Genomic DNA, 17,616 nt, shown 5'->3' with positions numbered 1-17,616 from the left:
GGAGTAGCGTTCCCTGCAAGGCCATGCCGCGCGCGTCAGCCACGCACGAAATCAGGAGAGCAGCGCACGTCCTTGACGTGAACCGCCGGGTTGCCGCGCCAGACCTGGCGCGGCGGAACGGTGCCGGAGACGACGGAGCCGGCGCCGATGACGCTGTGATCGCCGATGACGCTGCCGGGCAGGACAATGACGCCCCGGCCGAGCCAGACGTTGCGCCCGAGTATGACCGGCGCGACTCGGGCCATTTCGCCTTCGTGCACCGGGTGGTGATTGGTGTCCGATATGGTGCAGAACGGGCCGATGCGGCAGTGCGGGCCGATGGTGACGAGCTGAGCGGCGATGATTTCGGTGCCGGCGTTGATGAACGTGCGGTCGCCCAGTTCGATGCTGGCGCCGCGCGCGGCCCGCAGCCAGACCGGCGCGAGATCGCACTGCATGTTGACCCGGTAGCCGAAGTGGACATCGCCGCCGCCGGGAAACCGCGGGAAGCCATCGCGGATGAACAGGTGGCCGCCATGGGGGGTGCCGCGCGCCGCGAGATAGAGCGAGACCGCCAGCGTGCGCAGGCGGCTGAGCAGACTGAGCCGGGGGAGGGTCTGCGGCATGCCGTCAGCCGTGCCTCCACCAGCGGACGCGAACCGGGCACGGCACCATCAGACGAGCGCTTCGAGAATGCCACGGTCAAAGACTTCCGGCGCGAAATCGCGGGCGCGGGTGAGTGAGGCTGCGGGATCGAAGTGGGGCAGCCAGCGCTCCATGTCCTGCACCGCTTCGACCACGGCATCGACACTCTGTTCGGCGAAAAACTGACGGGTGCGGCCGGCAACGACGCTGTCGAGCGCGCCGCCGCGACCATAGGCGAGGACCGGTCGGCCCGAGGCCATGACCTCGACCGGAACGATGCCGAAGTCTTCCTCTGCCGTGAACACCAGCGCGCGGGCGCGGGCATAGGCGGCGCGAAGTTCGGCAAAAGACATGCGTGGAATCATGCGGATGTTGGGCCCGGCCCGCTTGCGCAGTTCCTTGGCCATGGGGCCATCACCCACAACGGTGAGCGGCAGGCCGAGCTTGTTGAAGGCGTCGATCGCAAGGTCGGCACGCTTGTAGGGAACGAGCTGGCCGACCCAGAGCCAGGAATCCTCGATATCCGGGCTGACATTGAACAGGTCGGTCTCCACCGGCGGATGGACGACTTCGGCGGGGCGACGCCAGGCCTTGGCGATGCGTTCGCGGATGAAATTGGAATTGGCCAGGAAGCGATCGACCCGCGCGGCACTCGACATGTCCCATTTGCGCAGCGAGTGGCACATCCACGGCATGACCATGCGATTCACGAAGCCGGTGGCGTCGCGGTAATCGTGGTAATGGTCCCACAGATAGCGCATCGGCGAATGGACATAGCACAGGTGCATGGCATCGGGCGCGGCGATGACACCCTTGGCCGGGCCGCTTTCGCTTGAGATCACCAGATCGTAGCCGCGCAGATCGAGGTGTTCGAGCGCCATCGGCATAAGTGGCAGGTATGACTGGTACTTGGTGGTGGCGAAAGGCAGCTTCTGGATGAAGCTGGTCTTCACCGTGTGGCGTCGGATGATGTCCGACACGGCCGAAGGATCATAGACATGGGTGAAGATGTCCGCCTGCGGGAACATCTGCAGCAGGCGTTCGAGCACGCGTTCGCCACCGCGCATGGTAACGAGCCAGTAGTGCACGATGGCCACACGCTTGAACCGGGCGCGAGGATCGACGGGCAAGCCCACCGGGTGCAGGCCACGCGTTGCAGCGGGATCGAACAGGACGCTCGCCTGGCCGCCGCTGGCGGCAACCGTGCCGGCATCGGCGCGGACAGGGCTGGAGGCGGCGTTGATCTCGGCCGTGGTCGGGAACAGCAGGGAAGGAGCGGCGGGAGCCGACGCACCGCCCGCTTCGGGCAGCAGGCCACCGGCTCCCGCCAGGAGCGTTGCCGGGGTGGATGGTCCCACAGGCAACGGCTCAGGCATAATAGGACTTGTAGGAGTTGTAGAACGCATCGTCGCCATAGCCGAAGCGGGCCTGCTTGCGCATGTCGACGCGGGTGAGGGCGACGCCGGCGAGCTGCACGCGCTCTTCCGGAAGCAGGCGCAGGGCGGAGCGCAGCGCGGCTTCCGGGGTCTTCCGCCAGCGGGTGACGAAGACCGAGGCATCGGCCTTGCCCAGCACGAGGCGGGCATCGGCGATCGGCAGGACCGGGGCGGTATCGATGATCACCGCGTGGAAGCGTTCGCGCGCCTTGTCGAGCAGGGCGTCCATCTCGTCTCCGGTGAGGAGTTCGGGCGCATCGCTGGCATCGCCGGCGACGGGCAGGACATAGAGCCCGCTGGCCTGATCGACGACGAGCGCCTGATCGAGCGTGGCGGTGCCGCGCAGCACCTCCATGAGGCCGGGCTGGCCGCTTTCCCCGCGCAGGAAGCGGCTGACGCCCTGGCGGCGCAGGTCGCCATCGATCAGCAGCACGTTGTCTCCGGCCGCGGCCATCGAGCGGGCAAGGCAGATCGAGGTGGTGGTCTTGCCTTCATCGGGCAGGGCCGAGGTGATGGCGATGACCCTGGCCATCCGGGTGTTCATGGCGATGGAGGCGCGCAGCGAGCGGAAGCTTTCGGCAAAGCCAGAGCGCGGATCCTCGAGCACGGCCATGGTCGGCGCCTGGCCACGCTGGCGCGAGACCGACTGCAGCAGCGGGATCGAGCCAAGGTAGCGCACGCCGAGGCGCTGTTCGATGTCATCGCCCGTGGTCAGCCCGCTGAAGGTCATTTCGGCAGCGAAGGCGGCGGCGATGCCGAGGCCCACGCCGAGCGCGACCGACAGGATCAGGTTGAGCAGGACATGCGGGCTGGACGGGCGGCCGGGAACTTCGGCCGGGCGCAGCAGGTCTGCATCGGCCTGTTCGGTGCCTTCGCGCGCGGTCAGTTCCTTGTAGCGGTTGAGATAGGACTGGTAGAGCGCATTCGAGGTATCGGCGCGCTGCTGCAGGTCCTGCAGGCCGACCATGGCGGCATTGTTCTGCGCCAGGGTGCCGCGCGACTGGTCAAGCGTGCCCGAGAGCGAGGCGAGGCGCTGCTGCGAGACGCGGGCGCGCGATTCGAGGCTGTCCACCACGCGGCGGGTTTCGGCGGCGATCTGCGTCTGGATCGATTCCACCGTGGCGCGGGCGCGGATCACGTCGGGGTGACGCGATCCGTAGCGGGCGGTGAGATTCGCGAGTTCGGCGCTGGCAACGCCGAGTTGGCCGCGCAGGTTGGTGATGGTGGAGGAGACGTTGACATCGTCAACCCCCCCGCGCACCGCACCGCCGGCCACCTGCCGCCGGGCCGCATCAAGGCGGGCCGCATCCTCGGCCGCCTGGGCCCGGGCATTGGCGACTTCCTGGTTGTAGCTGGAGATTTCCTGCTCGGTCAGCGTGCCCTGCGTGGTGGAAAGCAGGTTGTTGGCGATGCGATAGCGCTGCACTGCGGCGGTATCGGCCAGCGCCTGCTGGCGCAGCTGTTCCAGCCGGTTGGCGATCAGCTGCGTGGTGCCGCGGGCGGTGGCCCGCTTCGCATCGAGCGCACCCTGCGTGTACTGCCGCGCCACAGCGTTGGCGATGCGCGCCGCATCCTGCGGATCGGTGCTTTCATACGAAATGGCGATGCCATAGGTGGTGCCGATGCGCGTGGCGGTGAGGCCCGACAGGATCGTGTCGATCGCGGCGGCGCGCTGTTCGGCCGGGGTGGTGGCGCCCTGGTTGTACTGCGCGTTCTTTGCCAGGCCGAGCTGATCGACCACGGCGCCGACATTGGCCTCCGACGTGACCACCGAAACCTGCGTGTCGACATAGCCTTCGCTGGGAATGGCGCTTTCCGGCTTGTCGTTCGAGCTTTGCGGGTTGATCGAGGCGAGGCGCGCATTGAGCGCGACGTCGGCCACCGCCTCATACCGCCGCGTCTGCAGCGCGGTGAGAACGAGGCCCGCAGCGATCACCACCAGGACCACGGTGATGAAGATGCCGAGACGGCGGCGGAACATCGCCATCAGCAGGCGCAGGTCCACGCGGTCTGCCGCCGGAGGGGGTACGCGCGTTTCGAAAGGCACTGCCGGAAGGCCTGCCTGGGCCCCGCCATACATGCCGACTGCCGTTGTCGCCGCCGAGTTCACCAACGCATCTCCATCGCTTGTACCGGTCCCGAACCCCCTGTTCGGGGGACCTAACCGGAACGGTGCAAAGTCCCCTGCCGGGTCGAACGGGACACTAGGCAAGGCCGTCTGTCACGAAAGGCGAAGCGCATCCGGTTCAGAGGCAAAAACCCCATCCGTGCCGGACCATCCCCGGACCGAACCCGTCGGGACGCGCAAATCTGCCGTTAACCATCGTTACCAGACCGGCCCGCCGCCCACGCCACACCGGCACAATCACGATGGAAACTCGTGGAAATGCTTAAGGGTGTGCCTTAGGTGTAATGCCGTGGTGATGGATTTGCGCCCTTGCGCCGCAGCCCGCGCGCAGGCCGCCATGTTCCATCCACGTTCTGCGCCCCCGGACCGACTTCCTCCGATCCTGAGCTTTCGTTACGCTGCGAGCGATTGTCCTTTCCCCACGCGCGCATAGAACAAGAAGGCAACGGGAACACACCACCATCTTTGGGGAATCACATGCGCAAGTTTATCGTCGCGGCTGCATCGCTGGCGCTTTCTGCGACGCTCGTATCGGGCTGCGCGGGCAATTCCGCCCCGCCGATTTCCGCCGCCGAAGTGGCGCAAGGGCTTGAAAGCTACCGCCTGGGTGCGGGCGACAAGCTGCGCATCACGGTTTATAACGAACCCGCGCTGACCGGCGAATACAATGTGACGCCGGCGGGCGCGGTGGCGTTTCCGCTGATCGGATCGATCGAGGCGGGCAACCGCACGATCGACGAGGTGACCAAGGACCTGACCGGCAAGCTGGCCGCAGGCTATGTCAACGATCCGCGGGTGAGTGTGGAAGTGCTCAACTATCGCCCCTTCTACATCCTGGGCGAAGTGAACAAGCCGGGCCAGTATCCCTATGTTGCCGGGATGACCGTGCAGCAGGCGGTGGCGCTTGCGGGCGGATACACTTATCGCGCGAACGAGAAGACCGCGTTCCTGCGCCGGCAGACCTCGCCGGGGGAAGCGTCGGTCGAACTGCGCGGGCAGCAGGTGGGCGTGCTGCCGGGCGACACGATCCGGATCGGCGAGCGATACTTCTGATCGGGCGCCAACGCGCAGGTTGCGAAAGCCAGGACCCATCCCCTGCGGCAGGCGGGAGGACCGTGGTGGTGATGACCCGATAGGGGTTTGCGCGTAGGGGGCGTTAAGGCGCAATCACCCTGATTCGCTATACCTTTGGTTGGTAATTTTCCAACCGGGGCATTCAGCATGGCGGGCATAGTGGCGTTGCTCACCGGCAAGGCGCGGGCATTGCGGCGTGATTCCCGCGGGCAGGCGGCGATCCTCACCGCGCTGGCGCTGGTGCCGATGGTCGGCATGGTCGGGCTGGGCGTGGACGCAGCACAGATGGTGATGCTGAAGCGCGACCTGCGCAACGCGGCCGACATGGGCGCCCAGGCCGGCGCGCTGGCCAAGATCAGCTCCCAGGACGTGACGGCCTCGGTCAAGAAGGCGGTGGGATACAACGCCAAGGGCGCGATCACCTATACCGCGATCGAAGCGACGCCGAGCACCGGGCCGGGCAAGAACGATCCCTATGCCGTGCGCGTCTCGCTCAATTCGGTGCAGACGCTGCCGTTCATGGGGATCTTCATGAACAGGTCGGTGGCATTGAACGCCGAGGCGACGGCGAGCGCCTTTGCCGGGGCAGCCAACTGCGTGGTGGCGATGGACAGCAGCAACACCAGCTCGCTGGCGATCACCGGCAGCGCATCGCTGACCATGAAGTGCGGGGCGGCGTCCAACTCCAAGGCGACCGGCGCGCTGGCGGCGACGGGGCAGTACATCGACGTGCCCACGCTCTATACCGCCGGTACGGTGACGCGCGGCAATGGCATCACCAGCACCACCACGATCGCCGAAAAGATGTTTGCGCTGCCCGATCCGCTGGGCGCGCTGCCAAACCCTTCGCCCAGCTGCGGGGCGACGCAGAACTACTGGACCAAGAACAACTTCGTCGAGACGATCGGGCCGGGCTGCTACAGCTCGCTGCGCAGCAGTGGCGACCTGACGCTGAACCCCGGCATCTATTACATCATGGGTGGCGATGTGCAGGTGGACGCCAACGCCAAGCTGCGCGGCAGTGGGGTGACGCTGATCTTCCTGAACCAGAACAACCCCAGCTCGCCGGGCAAGTTCACCGCCGCCGGCACCTCGACCATCCAGCTTTCCGCTTCGACATCGGGCACTTACGCCGGCATCCTGATGTATCAGCAGAGGACCGCTTCGTACAACAACCAGACCACCTTCACAGTGACCGGGGACAACACATCTTCGTTCCAGGGCGCAATCTATGTGAAGGGCAGCATGGTGCGCTTTACCGGCAACAGCGGGATGAGCACGCCGTGCATGCAGATCGCCGCCCGCTATGTGACGTTTGGCGGCAACACCAATGTGACCAACAATTGCCCGACCAGTTCGGGCGCGGGCGCGTTCAACGGCAAGCTGGTGAGGCTGATCGGATGATGCTGCGGCGGCTCTGGCGCGATCGGGCCGGCGCGGTGCTGCTGGAAACGGCGCTGGTGATGCCGGCGCTGATGCTGGCGATCATCGGCACGATCGATTTCACCATGGCGATGGCGCGGCAGGTCTATGCCAAGCAGCTGGCCATGGCCGGCGCGCAGATGGCGGTGGCAGGCGGCCTTGCCCCGGTAAGCGACGCGCAGATCCAGGCGCAGCTGGCCAGCGACAGCGGGTGGGACGCCAGCAGCTTCGCCATCGTGAAGTGGACCGAATGCAACGGCGACGGCGTGAAGCTGGCGCAGGGGCCGTGCCCCAACGACACCGACAGCCGCGCCGACTTCGTGCAGGTGACCGCGACGACGACCTATACCCCGATCTTTGGCGGGCAGATCTACAGCAGGATGGGGCTTACCCGGCCAAAAGGCGTGGCGACGGGGCGGATGCAGTGAGCGGGCGCGGGCTTTTACGGCGGATTGCCGCCTGCCGCAGCGGAGCCACCGTGGTGGAGACCGCGTTCTGCATGCCGCTGATTCTGTTCATGCTGCTGGGCGTGATGAAGCTGGGCGAGGTGATGTATGCTCGCAACGCCATCAACCACGCGGTGGAAGAGGCAAGCCGTTATGCCACGATCTACCCCACGCCGACCGATGCCGAGATCAAGGCGCGGTTCCGGCTGCGCGGGCTGGGCTTCATTCCCAAGGCGGTGACCGCGACGGTGACCCGCACGCAGTATTCCGCCACAGTGAAGAGCATCGAGGTGAAGGCCAAGTGGAACTATACCGTGGATCTGGTGGTGATGCGGCTGGGGCCGTTCAACATCGGCGCCAAACGGCGGGTGTTCACGGCGACTTGATGGGGGGCGCTTCGCCCGCTTGTGCAGTGCTGGAACTACCCCTCCACCACCCTTCCTTCGAAAAGCTCAGGATGAGCGGGACGGTCCCACTCGCTTTGCGGGGGAGGATAAATGCATTCTGGAGAAATCCTCCCCTGGAAGGGGGGCAGTCGGCAGGCTGACGGAGGGGTAGCGAGTGGCGCAGGCCTCCCGGACAATGGGGGGCCCGATTAAACCAGCCGCGCGGATTCGACCGGGGTTTCGACCGGGCAATCGCGTTCCACGCGTTCGGAGTAGCGGTCCACCAGCCGATCGGCATGGGGACGCAGCAGGACGGTGAAGCGGACGAGTTCCTCCATCACGTCGACAATGCGGTCGTAATAGCTCGATGGCTTCATGCGCCCGGCCTCGTCGAATTCCTCGTAGGCCTTGGCGACGCTGGACTGGTTGGGGATGGTGAACATGCGCATCCAGCGGCCGAGCACGCGCAGGGTGTTGACCGAGTTGAACGACTGCGACCCCGCACTGACCTGCATCACCGCGAGCGTGCGGCCTTGGGTTGGGCGCAGGCCCTTGTAGGCGAGGGGCAGGTGATCGATCTGCGTCTTCATGATGCCGGTGATCTGGCCGTGGCGTTCCGGGCTGCACCACACCTGCGCTTCGGACCACAGCGAATGGGCGCGCAGTTCATGCACGGCGGGATGATCGTCACCCGCCACCTGATCGGGCAGGGGCAGGTCAGACGGATCGAAGATGCGCGTTTCGCAGCCGAACAGCTGCAGCAGCCGCGCGCATTCTTCAACCACCAGGCGCGAATAGGAGCGTTCGCGCAGCGAGCCATAAAGCAGCAGCACTCGCGGCGGCGGGGCCAGGTCGCCGAGGCCGAGCGCGGGGCTGGCATGGAGATAGGCGGGCTTCAGCGCGGGCAGGTGCGCCGGATCTGCCAGCGGGCGCAGCCGGGTGAAGGCGGGATCGGTCATGCCACGCGGTTTCCACTGGCATCGACCACGCGCTCGCCGTCTTCCTTGGCAAAGGCGGCGCGCTGTGGCGCGGGCAGGAGATCGAGCACTTCCTCCGACGGACGGCACAGCTTCACGCCAAGCGGCGAGACCACCAGCGGGCGGTTGATCAGGATGGGGTGCGCCATCATGGCATCGACCAGTGCGGCATCGGAGAGCGCCGCGTTGTCGAGGCCCAGTTCCGCATAGGGCGAGCCCTTTTCTCGCAGCAGGGCCCGCGGGGTGAGGCCGGCGCGCGCGATCAGGCTTTCCAGCAGCGGGCGCGAAGGCGGGGTCTTGAGGTATTCGACCACGTGCGGCTCGATCCCGGCATTGCGGATCATCGCCAGCGCATTGCGCGAGGTGCCGCATTCGGGGTTGTGATAGATCACGATATCGACGGGTGCGGCATCAGGCATCGGCGGTGGCGTCCTTGGCAAGATCGGCTTCGGGAAAGAGCGCGCGGGCGGTGGCGAGGGCCAGGACCGCGCCGGCGAACTGGCACGCGATGAAGGCGGGCGCATCGGCCGGGGCGATGCCGGCGAAAGTATTGGACAGGCTGCGTGCCAGGGTGATCGCCGGGTTGGCGAAGCTGGTGGACGAGGTGAACCAGTAGGCCGCAGTGATATAGAGCGCGACGGCGGTGGGCACGGATTGCGGGCGGTGGCGCAGCGTGCCGAGGATGGTGAGCACAAGCCCGAAGGTGGCGACGACTTCCGAAGTCCACTGGCCCGGCCCGGTGCGCGCCTTGGCCGAAAACTGCAGGATATCGAGCCCGAACATGGCGTGGGCGATCCACACGCCGACAAGGCCACCGGCGATCTGCGCCGCGAAATGGGCCAGCGCCTGCCGCGTGCCAAGCGTGCCGAGCAGGCGGAAGACGAGCGTGACCGCCGGGTTGAAATGCGCGCCCGATATCGGCCCGAACATGGTGATGAGGACATAGAGCATCGCACCCGTGGCGAGCGTATTGCCAAGCAGGGCGACGGCGACATTGCCGCCCGAAAGCGTATCGCCCATCACGCCCGAGCCGATCACGGTGGCGAACAGCAGGCCGCTGCCGACGGCTTCGGCGGCGATGGCGCGCCTCACGCTGCGCCCTCCATCTGGCCGATCGTGTTCAGCGCATCGAGCAGGTGGCGCTTTTCCATCGTTTCGAACGGAAGTGCGAGCAGGGCGTGGACGCGGGCTTCAAGCGCGGTCCACGTCATTTCGAAGGCGGCATCCACTTCTGCCTCTGTCCCTTCCACATCGGCGGGATCGGGCAGCCCCCAGTGCGCCTTGATCGGCGCGCCCATGAACACCGGGCACGCCTCGCCCGCGGCATTGCCGCAAACAGTGATGGCAATGTCGATGCGCGGGGCTTGCGCGCCGGTGAATTCGTTCCAGCTCTTGGAGCGGAAGGGCGTGGTATCGATGCCGCGGCGGCCAAGCAGGCGCAGCGCGCCGGGATGGGGCACGCCCTTGGGCTTGCTGCCCGCGCTGAACGCGGTGACGCGCCCGGCGCCCAGGTGGTTGAGGATGGCTTCGCCAAGGATCGAGCGGGCGGAATTGCCCGTGCACAGGATCAGGATGTTCATGGTTCCCCCCAAGGAATGCTGCGCTTCAGGCCGCGCCGCGTGCTTCTTCCGGTTCACAGCAGGCGGCCGCGACATCGCAGGGCAGGCCGCCACAGCAGTTTTCGGTGAGATAGCCGAGCAGCGCGTTCATGGCGGGTAGCGCTGCGGTGTAGATGATCGAGCGGCTTTGCCGGCGCGCTTCTACCAGCCCGGCGTTGGCGAGCTGGGCGAGATGGAACGAGAGCGATGAGGCCGGCAGGCCGAGCCGCGTGGCGAGTTCGCCCGCAGGCAGGCCATCGGGCCCGGCCTGCACCAGCAGGCGGAACGCGGCAAGCCGGTGTTCCTGCGCCAGCGCGGATAGCGCGCGGATGGTGTGCGCTGCAGTGGGCGGTACGGCGTTCATGGATTCTCCGACGATTCGATAAATATGGAAATATCGAAGCATGGGAGCGGGGGCAAGGGTTGCGTTCTGTCCTGCGAGCGCTGTGCGGGAATTACCCCTCAACCACTCATCGCGAGGTGAAGATATCTCGAGAGAGGAAATCCTCCCCTGGAAGGGGAACTGGCAGCCGAAGGCTGACGGAGGGGTAACGGGCCGCTGCAGCTTTTTGCCGGTCAGGCCCGCGCCCCTCCGATTGTCTCAGCCCAGCGTCTTCACCGCATCCAGGATGATCGCGCTGAAGCGGGTGGCGCAGTTGGCGATGGCTTCGGAATTGGCGCCGCGTTCCACGTCGACGTCATAGGTCACGCGGATGGTCTTGCCTTCGGGATTGGCGGCGCGGGCGAAGCGCTTGTTGGCGTTGTATTCCGCCACCTTCGACGTATCGCCATCGAAGCTGACGACGAACTGCAGCGAGGAGCAGCGGCCTGTCTTGCAGCCATAGAACAGGATGTAATAATTCACTTCGGCGGTGCCGAACTTGAACGCCGTCTTGATCAGCGGGTCGCCGCCGCTGTCCTTGCTGACCGTGGCGGTGTTGCCCGCGGCGATCAGGTCTGCGGCGACTTCCTCGCCAGTGACGCCGCCATCGGGATAGGCCTTGGCCAGCGCCGGCTGGGCGACGAGCGCGCAGGCGAGCGCGGTGGGGGCGAGAATGCGGGTGAAGTTCATGCGTGGTCCCTCTTCGTCCATGTTACGAGGAACCGCGCTGGCGCGACGACACGACCCCCGGGTCGCCGCAAGTCTCGACGGTGCTTTTGACCCCGCCAGTCCCCCTGCTGGCCAGATTAGGCCAACTGTAACGTTTCGCAATGGCCTGCGTCACACCGGGGCCATGGCGCGACGATCAGCGGTAGCGCGTGGTGTCGCTGCGATGGAAGGCGACGCGGCGCACCGGGCCTTCGATGATGATCCCCTTGAACAGCCCGCGCGCCACATCGGCGCCTTCGCTGGTCAGGCAGACGAGGTGCGAACCGCCCGACAGCAGCGGTTCGAGCGAACTGATGCGGATCGCCTTGCTCTTGCAGGCGGCAAGCACGGCCTCTTCGGTGGCGGCAAGGTTCATTGCTCGGCTCATCGGTCGTTCCTCCAGGTCGCGTTGTCGCGGGGATAAGGGCAGTGCGGGGGCCATGCGATGGGGCGCTGGCCGGGCGCGCAGGGCCGCACGTTTTCCAGAAGCGCGCGATTGCGGCGCAGTCTTTTCAAGAAAATGTGCCCACCGGGCCGATGGAGGCCGGGATGCGGCACCATTCGGGCAACGATGGCAGGCCGAAGTTGCGGCGCGCCCGCTCGATCCGCGCACGATAATGGCCGACCATGTCATAGCCACCGGCGCGAACGCCCGCTTCGGCCGCGCGCGCAAGGGCGGCGCGGTGCTGGGACTGAAGGTGATCGAGGTCCATGACCATGCTCCGGCAAGATGCGGGAGCGCGCGGTCTCTCAGCCGCCAGAGTGCAAAGCGTTTGCTGGCGATGCCACCGAGATGGGGTGTGACCTGCGCATTTACAAGTTTGCGCGGGCTGCCATACCTGTTGACCGCGGCTGCTGGTGTGCGGCCGGGCAGGAGGCTGGCATGAAGCGGGTGGCGATCGGAATTGCGGCTGCATTGACCGCAACGGCGAGCCTTGCGGCGGATGGCGATGTGCCGGCGGCGGCGAAAGCCGGATATGCCACGATCGCAGAAAGCGACCTGCGCGCGGACCTGACGTTCCTTGCTTCCGACGCGCTGCAGGGGCGCATGTCGTTGCAGCCGGGGGACGAGGCTTCGGTGCAGTGGGTGGCGGCCGAGTTCGCCAAGGCGGGGCTGCAGCCGGGCGCGGTGGGCGCGGATGGCAGGCCGAGCTTTTTCCAGCCGGTGCCGCTGGTGGAATATCGCGCGGCGAGCGCGGCCAATACGCTGACGCTGGAAGTCGGCGGCGAGGCGAAGATATGGAAAGCGCCCGATTTCCTCGGCGGCTATCGCGAGGATGTGGACATCGCCGCGCCGCTGGCCTTTGCCGGCTATGGCGTGACCGCGCCGGGCGTGGGCTATGACGACTATCGCGGGCTCGATGCGAAGGGGCGGATCGTGGTGGTGTTCGAGCACGAGCCGCAGGAGAACGACGCGAAATCGCGCTTCGGCGGCACGGGCAACACGCGCCACGCCACCAACCGGGTGAAGGCGCTGAACGCGCAGGCGCACGGCGCACTGGCGCTGGTCGTGGTGGCCGAGCCCAACCGCAAGCATCCATCGAACATCGAGCGGGTCAACCGCATCGGCGGCAGCGCGAAACGGGTGCCGCCGCTGCCATCGCAGGCGCTGGTGGACGATGAACTGCACATCCCGGTGCTGACCGTGTCCGACGCGGTGGGCGCGGCGCTGCTGGCGGGCGCGGGGGCGAGCCCGCAGGAACTGCAGGCGGCGATCGACAGGGACCTGACGCCGCAGGGCCGCGCCATTCCCGGCGCCACGGTGCGGCTGCACCTGGAAAACACCGTGCGCACGCGCGGCGCATCGGCCAACGTGGTGGGCCTGCTGCCGGGATCGGACCCCGGGCTGGCGGCCGAGACCGTGATCCTGAGCGCGCACCACGATCACGACGGGTTCAACGGACCCGAAATCTGGCACGGCGCGGACGACAACGGATCGGGTACGGTGGGCGTGGTGGAACTGGCCCGCGCCTTCATGGCCAACGCATCGAAGGGCAAGGGGGTTCGCCCGAAGCGGTCGATCCTGTTCGTGGTCTTCGCGGCGGAAGAGCGCGGGCTGCTGGGCAGCTATTACATGGCGATGCACCCGCTGCGCCCGCTGGCGACGACGCGGGCGATGATCAACTTCGACATGATCGGCCGCAACGAGGCGGCGAGCGAGCAGACCAACGGGCTGATCGAGATTCCGGCCGACACCACCAACCGGCTGAACGTGATCGGCGGCGGCTACAGCCCCGACCTCGACCGCACGATAACCCAGGCCAACAAGGGCATCGGGCTGGACCTCGACCACCGCTTCGACCGCGAGAACGCGCTCAACGTGTTCTTCCGCAGCGACCAGTTCCCCTTCGTGCTGAAGGACGTGCCGGCGGTGTGGTTCAACACCGGCTTCCACCCCGATTACCACCACACCACCGACACCGCGGACAAGATCAACTATGCGAAAATGGCCAGGATCGTGCGGCTGGCCTATCTCTCGGCGTGGAAGCTGGCGGACGGGGCAACCCCGCCGGCGTTCGTGAGCGATCCGGGTGGGGAGTAGTGGGGGCAAACTCTAGCAACCTTCCCAGCGCCCCGTGCTCGACTTATGGGATCAGTGGTACCCTGAGGCGGCGGGGCGAGGTGAGAGGGTGAGGTAGCCAAGCCCCGTGTCAAGCACGGGGCGACGGTGGGGTTAGTGGGAAGTGGACGTCCCGTTTGGTTCATTTTGATAGCGCCCAACCCCGCTCACCCTGAGCCTGTCGAAGGGTGCTGGCGCTGGCGGTGGGGGTGCGCGGTGGTGGTTCGACAAGCGCACCACGAGCGGGTTGGTTTGGCCTCGGCAAGCGAGCTGGAAAAATAGGACAGTAAAGGGAGCAACCTCCCCGTCGCCCCGTGCTTGACACGGGGCTTGGCTTTCCTCGCGACCCATCGTCTGACATGCTGGCGCGATGGAGAAGGGCGGCTGGGTCTACATCATAGCGAACCGCTATCGCGGCGGCATATACGTCGGCGTCACGTCCGACTTGATCCGCCGCGTATGGCAGCATCGCGAGGGCCAAGGCGCGATCCATGTGAAGGATTTTGGCAAGACGCGCCTGGTCTATGCCGAACGGCACGAGGAAATCGAACCCGCCATCGCCCGGGAGAAGCTGGTCAAGAAATGGCGCCGCGAATGGAAATTCGCGCTGATCGAGGCCGACAATCCCGACTGGCTGGATTTGTGGGAGCAGTGGTATCCTGAGGCGGCGGGGCAAGGCGAGAGCGCGAGGTAGCCAAGCCCCGTGTCAAGCACGGGGCGACGGTGGGTTTTGGTCGGAGGTGTTGTGTTTAGCTGGTGAGCCAAGGGTAGCCATCGGAACCATTTCTGAGAGGGCGATACAATATTAAAAAGGGGATTTCAGACTGCCGACTTTCCGTAGACGAACTCCAGCCAGTAGTCGTTCATCGCGTCCGTGTACCCAAGCAGCTCCCCCTGCCGGCGCTCAAGGGCGGGTGACCACGGTTCCTTACCAGTCATAAGATCAATCATTGCCTGCATTCGCCATTCATGGCCTGGTAGGGCGAATAATATCCAGTGAGTAATGTAGGCAGGCGTCCCTGTCTCTTCAGAAAAATGGTCCATGCGCACGAGCCGTCCCTCCGCGACATGGCGATCAAAAAGCCTCAGGTACCTTACCATGACGTCAGGAAAGCGCCCCTTGGCGTCGGCGAATGACGCCATCGGTTTCTCACCTGCAAGCATCAAACCTAGCTCTCGGTTTGTATGAACCAAATACGGCAGAGAGCGCAGTAAGGTCGGCAACATAGCCCGACATAGCTTCGCTTCAAGATGACTGCAAAGCTGATGTGTCGCGAGCAGAAGCTTTTACCCTTGAGTGCGGATGACGTGAGAAGTTGAGCCGCCGCCCATGTCAGGGCAAAAACCGGCCCTTCGATGCTAACCCACCCCACCAATTATCCCCCACGGCGCGCCGCAGCGTGCTTGCAAATGGGGCGCAAGTCCGCGATTCCTGCGCCATGCTTCCGGCGATTTTCGGCCTTTCGGGCACGGTTTTGAGCGATGACGAGCGCGCGTTCTTTCGCGATGCGGACCCGGCGGGGTATATCCTGTTCGGGCGCAACGTGGCGGATCGGGCGCAGCTGCGCGCGCTGACCGACGAGCTGCGCGCGCTGCACGGGCGGGCGCGGACCTTCATCTGCATCGACCAGGAAGGCGGGCGGGTGGCGCGGATGAAGCCGCCGGTCTGGGCGGCCTATCCGCCGGGCGAGCGCTTCGCCACGCTCTATGACACGGCGCCGGCCAGCGCGATCGAGGCGGCGCGCGCCAATGCCGAGGCGCTGGGGCTGGACCTGGCCGAAGCGGGGATCAGCGTGGACTGCCTGCCGCTGCTCGACGTGCGGCAGCCGGGGGCGCACGACGTGATCGGTGATCGCGCCTTGGGGGCCGAGCCGATGCGCGTGGCGGCGCTGGGCCGCGCCACGCTGGACGGGCTGGCGCGCGCCGGGGTGGCGGGCGTGGTCAAGCACATGCCCGGCCACGGCCGCGCCATGGCCGACAGCCACAAGGAACTGCCCACGGTGACCGCGAGCGCCGAGGAGCTGGAGCGCGACATCGCGCCGTTCCGCACGCTGGCCGATGCGGCCATCGGCATGACCGCGCACGTGCGCTATACCGCGTGGGATGCGGATAACCCGGGAACGCTGTCTCCCTTCGTGATCGGCGAGGTGATCCGGCGGCGCATCGGCTTTGGCGGCCTGCTGCTGACCGACGATCTCGACATGGAGGCGCTTTCGGGCACGGTGCCCGAGCGCGCGGCGCGGGCGCAGGCGGCGGGGTGCGACCTGGCGCTGAACTGCTGGGCGAAGATGGACGACATGGTCGGCATCGCCAGGGCGCTGGCGCCGATGGGCGCGGACACGGCGGCGCGGCTGGAGCGGGCGCTGGCGGGGACTGCGGCGTTCGACGGGCCGACCGATGTGGCGCGGCGCGAAGGCCTGGCCGAAAAGCGCGACCGGTTGCTGGCGCTGGCGTGATGGACGGGGAGGGCGCCCAGCTGGCGTTCGACGCCGATGCCGAATGGGACGGCATCGGTTCGGGCGCGACCGAGGACGCGGCGCTCTACCTTGAGCTGGACGGCTGGGAAGGGCCGCTCGACCTGCTGCTCGACCTGGCGCGGCGGCAGAAGGTGGACCTGCGGCGGATCTCGATCCTCGAGCTGGTGGACCAGTACCTCGGCTATATCGAGCGGGCGGAATCGCTGCGGCTGGAGCTGGCGGCGGATTACCTGGTGATGGCGGCGTGGCTGGCCTGGCTGAAATCGCTGCTGCTGCTGCCGCGCGATCCGGAAATGCAGCCAAGCCCCGAGGAACTGGCGCTGAAGCTGCAGCTGCGGCTGCAGCGGCTGGGCGCGATGCGCGAGGCGGGGGCGCGGCTGATGGCGCGAGACCGGCTGGGGCGCGACGTGTTCAGCCGGGGCGCGCCCGAGGGGCTGCGCGTGGACCGGCGCAACCGCTGGCACTGTGATCTGTTCGATCTGATCCAGGCCTATGGCCAGGTGAAGGCGCGCACCGCGCCGGTGGTGCACATGGTGCGTGAACGGCCGGTGATGACGCTGGAATCGGCGCTTTCGCGCGTGTCCTCGCTGCTCGGGCTGGCGCTGGACTGGACCGACCTGCGGCAGTTCCTGCCGGTGCTTTCGCGCGATGACGATCCCCGGCTGGTGAAATCGGCGCTGGCGTCGAGCTTCGTGGCGGCGCTGGAACTGGCCAAGCAGGGCAAGGCGGACATCGCGCAGAGCGAGACGTTCGGCCCGCTGATGCTGCGGGCGGCGAAATGATCGATGACCTTGTCAGAGCGGTGGAGGCGACGCTGTTTGCGGCCGAGGCGCCGATGACCCCCGAGGAGATTTCGCGCCACCTGAACGGGGCGGCGGTGAAGGATGCGCTGGCGGAGCTGGCGGCGCACTATCAGGGGCGCGGGGTGGAGCTGGTGGAGCGCGGCGGGCGCTGGCATTTCCAGACCGCGGCGGACCTTGCCCACCTGCTGCGGCGGGAAAAGGAAGACCTGCGCCGGCTGACCCGCGCGGCGACCGAGGTGCTGGCGATCGTGGCCTATCACGAGCCGGTCAGCCGCGCCGAGATCGAGGCGATCCGCGGGGTGCAGACCGCCAAGGGCACGCTGGACGTGCTGATGGAGGCGGGCTGGGTGCGCGTGGCCGGGCGGCGCGAGGTGCCGGGGCGGCCGACGATCTATGGCACCACGCCCGAATTCCTCGCGCATTTCGGGTTGGAATCGCGGCGCGACCTGCCGGGAATCGACGAATTGCGCGCCGCCGGGCTGCTCGATCCGGTGGACGACGCCTATGCCAGCTTGACGGCGGAAGGCCCGGCAGACAGTGCGGCAAACGGGGCGCGCCCTGAAAAGGATGGCGAATCTGCCTGAAAAGGTGGCGG

At 66.8% G+C, this 17,616-nt stretch carries 21 protein-coding genes; 9 read left to right on the top strand and 12 right to left on the bottom strand.

Translation table 11 applies throughout. From position 1 onward, the window contains the following. Window positions 1-35: 35 nt before the first annotated feature. The 3 genes from POM99_RS09245 to POM99_RS09235 all read right to left on the bottom strand — a co-directional run bounded on the left by POM99_RS09245 (window position 36) and on the right by POM99_RS09235 (window position 4,170). Window positions 36-605, bottom strand: a complete 570-nt coding sequence (locus POM99_RS09245; protein WP_277277018.1) for an acyltransferase — start codon at window positions 603-605, stop codon at window positions 36-38. A gap of 48 nt (window positions 606-653) precedes the next feature. Continuing rightward, on the bottom strand, window positions 654-1,691 hold the full coding sequence (locus tag POM99_RS09240) for a glycosyltransferase (RefSeq protein WP_277277223.1): 1,038 nt from the start codon (window positions 1,689-1,691) through the stop codon (window positions 654-656). 301 nt (window positions 1,692-1,992) lie between these two features. Next, window positions 1,993-4,170 (bottom strand): GumC family protein, encoded by a 2,178-nt coding sequence (locus tag POM99_RS09235; protein ID WP_277277016.1) that lies wholly within the window; start codon window positions 4,168-4,170, stop codon window positions 1,993-1,995. Window positions 4,171-4,665: 495 nt separating this feature from the next. Here POM99_RS09235 and POM99_RS09230 point away from each other — a divergent pair, with 495 nt between their 5' ends. The 4 genes from POM99_RS09230 to POM99_RS09215 all read left to right on the top strand — a co-directional run bounded on the left by POM99_RS09230 (window position 4,666) and on the right by POM99_RS09215 (window position 7,516). Further along, the gene (locus POM99_RS09230) at window positions 4,666-5,241 is read left to right on the top strand and encodes a polysaccharide biosynthesis/export family protein (protein WP_277277014.1); all 576 of its coding nucleotides are present in this window, start codon (window positions 4,666-4,668) and stop codon (window positions 5,239-5,241) included. A 168-nt stretch (window positions 5,242-5,409) separates the two neighbouring features. Next, window positions 5,410-6,666: a TadE/TadG family type IV pilus assembly protein gene (locus POM99_RS09225; protein ID WP_277277012.1), complete on the top strand. Its 1,257-nt coding sequence runs from the start codon at window positions 5,410-5,412 to the stop codon at window positions 6,664-6,666. Beyond that, window positions 6,666-7,112 (top strand): TadE/TadG family type IV pilus assembly protein, encoded by a 447-nt coding sequence (locus tag POM99_RS09220; protein WP_277277010.1) that lies wholly within the window; start codon window positions 6,666-6,668, stop codon window positions 7,110-7,112. The genes POM99_RS09225 and POM99_RS09220 overlap by 1 nt, the downstream gene beginning before the upstream one ends. Continuing rightward, window positions 7,109-7,516: a TadE/TadG family type IV pilus assembly protein gene (locus tag POM99_RS09215; protein ID WP_277277008.1), complete on the top strand. Its 408-nt coding sequence runs from the start codon at window positions 7,109-7,111 to the stop codon at window positions 7,514-7,516. The genes POM99_RS09220 and POM99_RS09215 overlap by 4 nt, the downstream gene beginning before the upstream one ends. Before the next feature lie 209 nt (window positions 7,517-7,725). Here POM99_RS09215 and arsH read toward each other — a convergent pair whose 3' ends face one another. The 8 genes from arsH to POM99_RS09175 all read right to left on the bottom strand — a co-directional run bounded on the left by arsH (window position 7,726) and on the right by POM99_RS09175 (window position 11,894). Next, window positions 7,726-8,475: an arsenical resistance protein ArsH gene (gene arsH, locus POM99_RS09210; RefSeq protein WP_277277006.1), complete on the bottom strand. Its 750-nt coding sequence runs from the start codon at window positions 8,473-8,475 to the stop codon at window positions 7,726-7,728. Beyond that, window positions 8,472-8,912 (bottom strand): arsenate reductase (glutaredoxin), encoded by a 441-nt coding sequence (gene arsC, locus POM99_RS09205; protein ID WP_277277004.1) that lies wholly within the window; start codon window positions 8,910-8,912, stop codon window positions 8,472-8,474. The genes arsH and arsC overlap by 4 nt, the downstream gene beginning before the upstream one ends. Beyond that, the gene (locus POM99_RS09200; RefSeq protein ID WP_277277002.1) at window positions 8,905-9,585 is read right to left on the bottom strand and encodes an aquaporin; all 681 of its coding nucleotides are present in this window, start codon (window positions 9,583-9,585) and stop codon (window positions 8,905-8,907) included. Before POM99_RS09200 ends, arsC begins: the two co-directional genes overlap by 8 nt. Beyond that, window positions 9,582-10,073, bottom strand: coding sequence for an arsenate reductase ArsC (locus tag POM99_RS09195; protein ID WP_277277000.1), 492 nt, complete (start codon window positions 10,071-10,073; stop codon window positions 9,582-9,584). The genes POM99_RS09200 and POM99_RS09195 overlap by 4 nt, the downstream gene beginning before the upstream one ends. A gap of 25 nt (window positions 10,074-10,098) precedes the next feature. Then, window positions 10,099-10,455 carry an ArsR/SmtB family transcription factor gene (locus POM99_RS09190; RefSeq protein ID WP_277276998.1) on the bottom strand — a complete coding sequence of 119 codons (357 nt, stop codon included), beginning with the start codon at window positions 10,453-10,455 and terminating at the stop codon, window positions 10,099-10,101. 237 nt (window positions 10,456-10,692) lie between these two features. After that, entirely contained in the window at window positions 10,693-11,163 is a 471-nt protein-coding gene (locus POM99_RS09185) for a YbjN domain-containing protein (RefSeq protein WP_277276996.1), read from the bottom strand. A 175-nt stretch (window positions 11,164-11,338) separates the two neighbouring features. Further along, window positions 11,339-11,569 carry a hypothetical protein gene (locus POM99_RS09180; protein ID WP_277276994.1) on the bottom strand — a complete coding sequence of 77 codons (231 nt, stop codon included), beginning with the start codon at window positions 11,567-11,569 and terminating at the stop codon, window positions 11,339-11,341. Between the two features lie 124 nt (window positions 11,570-11,693). After that, a complete protein-coding gene (locus POM99_RS09175; protein WP_277276992.1) occupies window positions 11,694-11,894 on the bottom strand; it encodes a hypothetical protein in 201 nt (66 codons plus the stop codon). A 170-nt stretch (window positions 11,895-12,064) separates the two neighbouring features. Between POM99_RS09175 and POM99_RS09170 the strand changes: the two genes are divergently transcribed. Continuing rightward, window positions 12,065-13,723: a M28 family peptidase gene (locus POM99_RS09170; protein WP_277276990.1), complete on the top strand. Its 1,659-nt coding sequence runs from the start codon at window positions 12,065-12,067 to the stop codon at window positions 13,721-13,723. Between the two features lie 388 nt (window positions 13,724-14,111). Beyond that, window positions 14,112-14,435: a GIY-YIG nuclease family protein gene (locus POM99_RS09165; protein ID WP_277276988.1), complete on the top strand. Its 324-nt coding sequence runs from the start codon at window positions 14,112-14,114 to the stop codon at window positions 14,433-14,435. 125 nt (window positions 14,436-14,560) lie between these two features. Here the strand turns inward: POM99_RS09165 and POM99_RS09160 are convergent, their stop codons facing one another. Further along, window positions 14,561-14,884, bottom strand: a complete 324-nt coding sequence (locus POM99_RS09160) for a hypothetical protein (protein ID WP_277276986.1) — start codon at window positions 14,882-14,884, stop codon at window positions 14,561-14,563. Window positions 14,885-15,180: 296 nt separating this feature from the next. Here POM99_RS09160 and nagZ point away from each other — a divergent pair, with 296 nt between their 5' ends. Genes nagZ through scpB form a run of 3 tightly spaced genes read left to right on the top strand, consistent with a single transcriptional unit; the run spans window position 15,181 to window position 17,605 of the window. After that, window positions 15,181-16,197 carry a beta-N-acetylhexosaminidase gene (nagZ, locus tag POM99_RS09155; RefSeq protein ID WP_277276984.1) on the top strand — a complete coding sequence of 339 codons (1,017 nt, stop codon included), beginning with the start codon at window positions 15,181-15,183 and terminating at the stop codon, window positions 16,195-16,197. Next, window positions 16,197-17,000 carry a segregation and condensation protein A gene (locus tag POM99_RS09150; RefSeq protein ID WP_277276982.1) on the top strand — a complete coding sequence of 268 codons (804 nt, stop codon included), beginning with the start codon at window positions 16,197-16,199 and terminating at the stop codon, window positions 16,998-17,000. The genes nagZ and POM99_RS09150 overlap by 1 nt, the downstream gene beginning before the upstream one ends. Then, window positions 16,997-17,605, top strand: coding sequence for an SMC-Scp complex subunit ScpB (scpB, locus tag POM99_RS09145; protein WP_277276980.1), 609 nt, complete (start codon window positions 16,997-16,999; stop codon window positions 17,603-17,605). The genes POM99_RS09150 and scpB overlap by 4 nt, the downstream gene beginning before the upstream one ends. Window positions 17,606-17,616: the final 11 nt, after the last annotated feature.

The organism is Novosphingobium cyanobacteriorum (genome assembly GCF_029436685.1).
In the GTDB taxonomy this organism is placed as follows: domain Bacteria; phylum Pseudomonadota; class Alphaproteobacteria; order Sphingomonadales; family Sphingomonadaceae; genus Novosphingobium; species Novosphingobium cyanobacteriorum.
The sequence above is the reverse complement of the archived record's forward strand: the minus strand, read 5'-3'. Positions and strand labels throughout refer to the sequence as shown.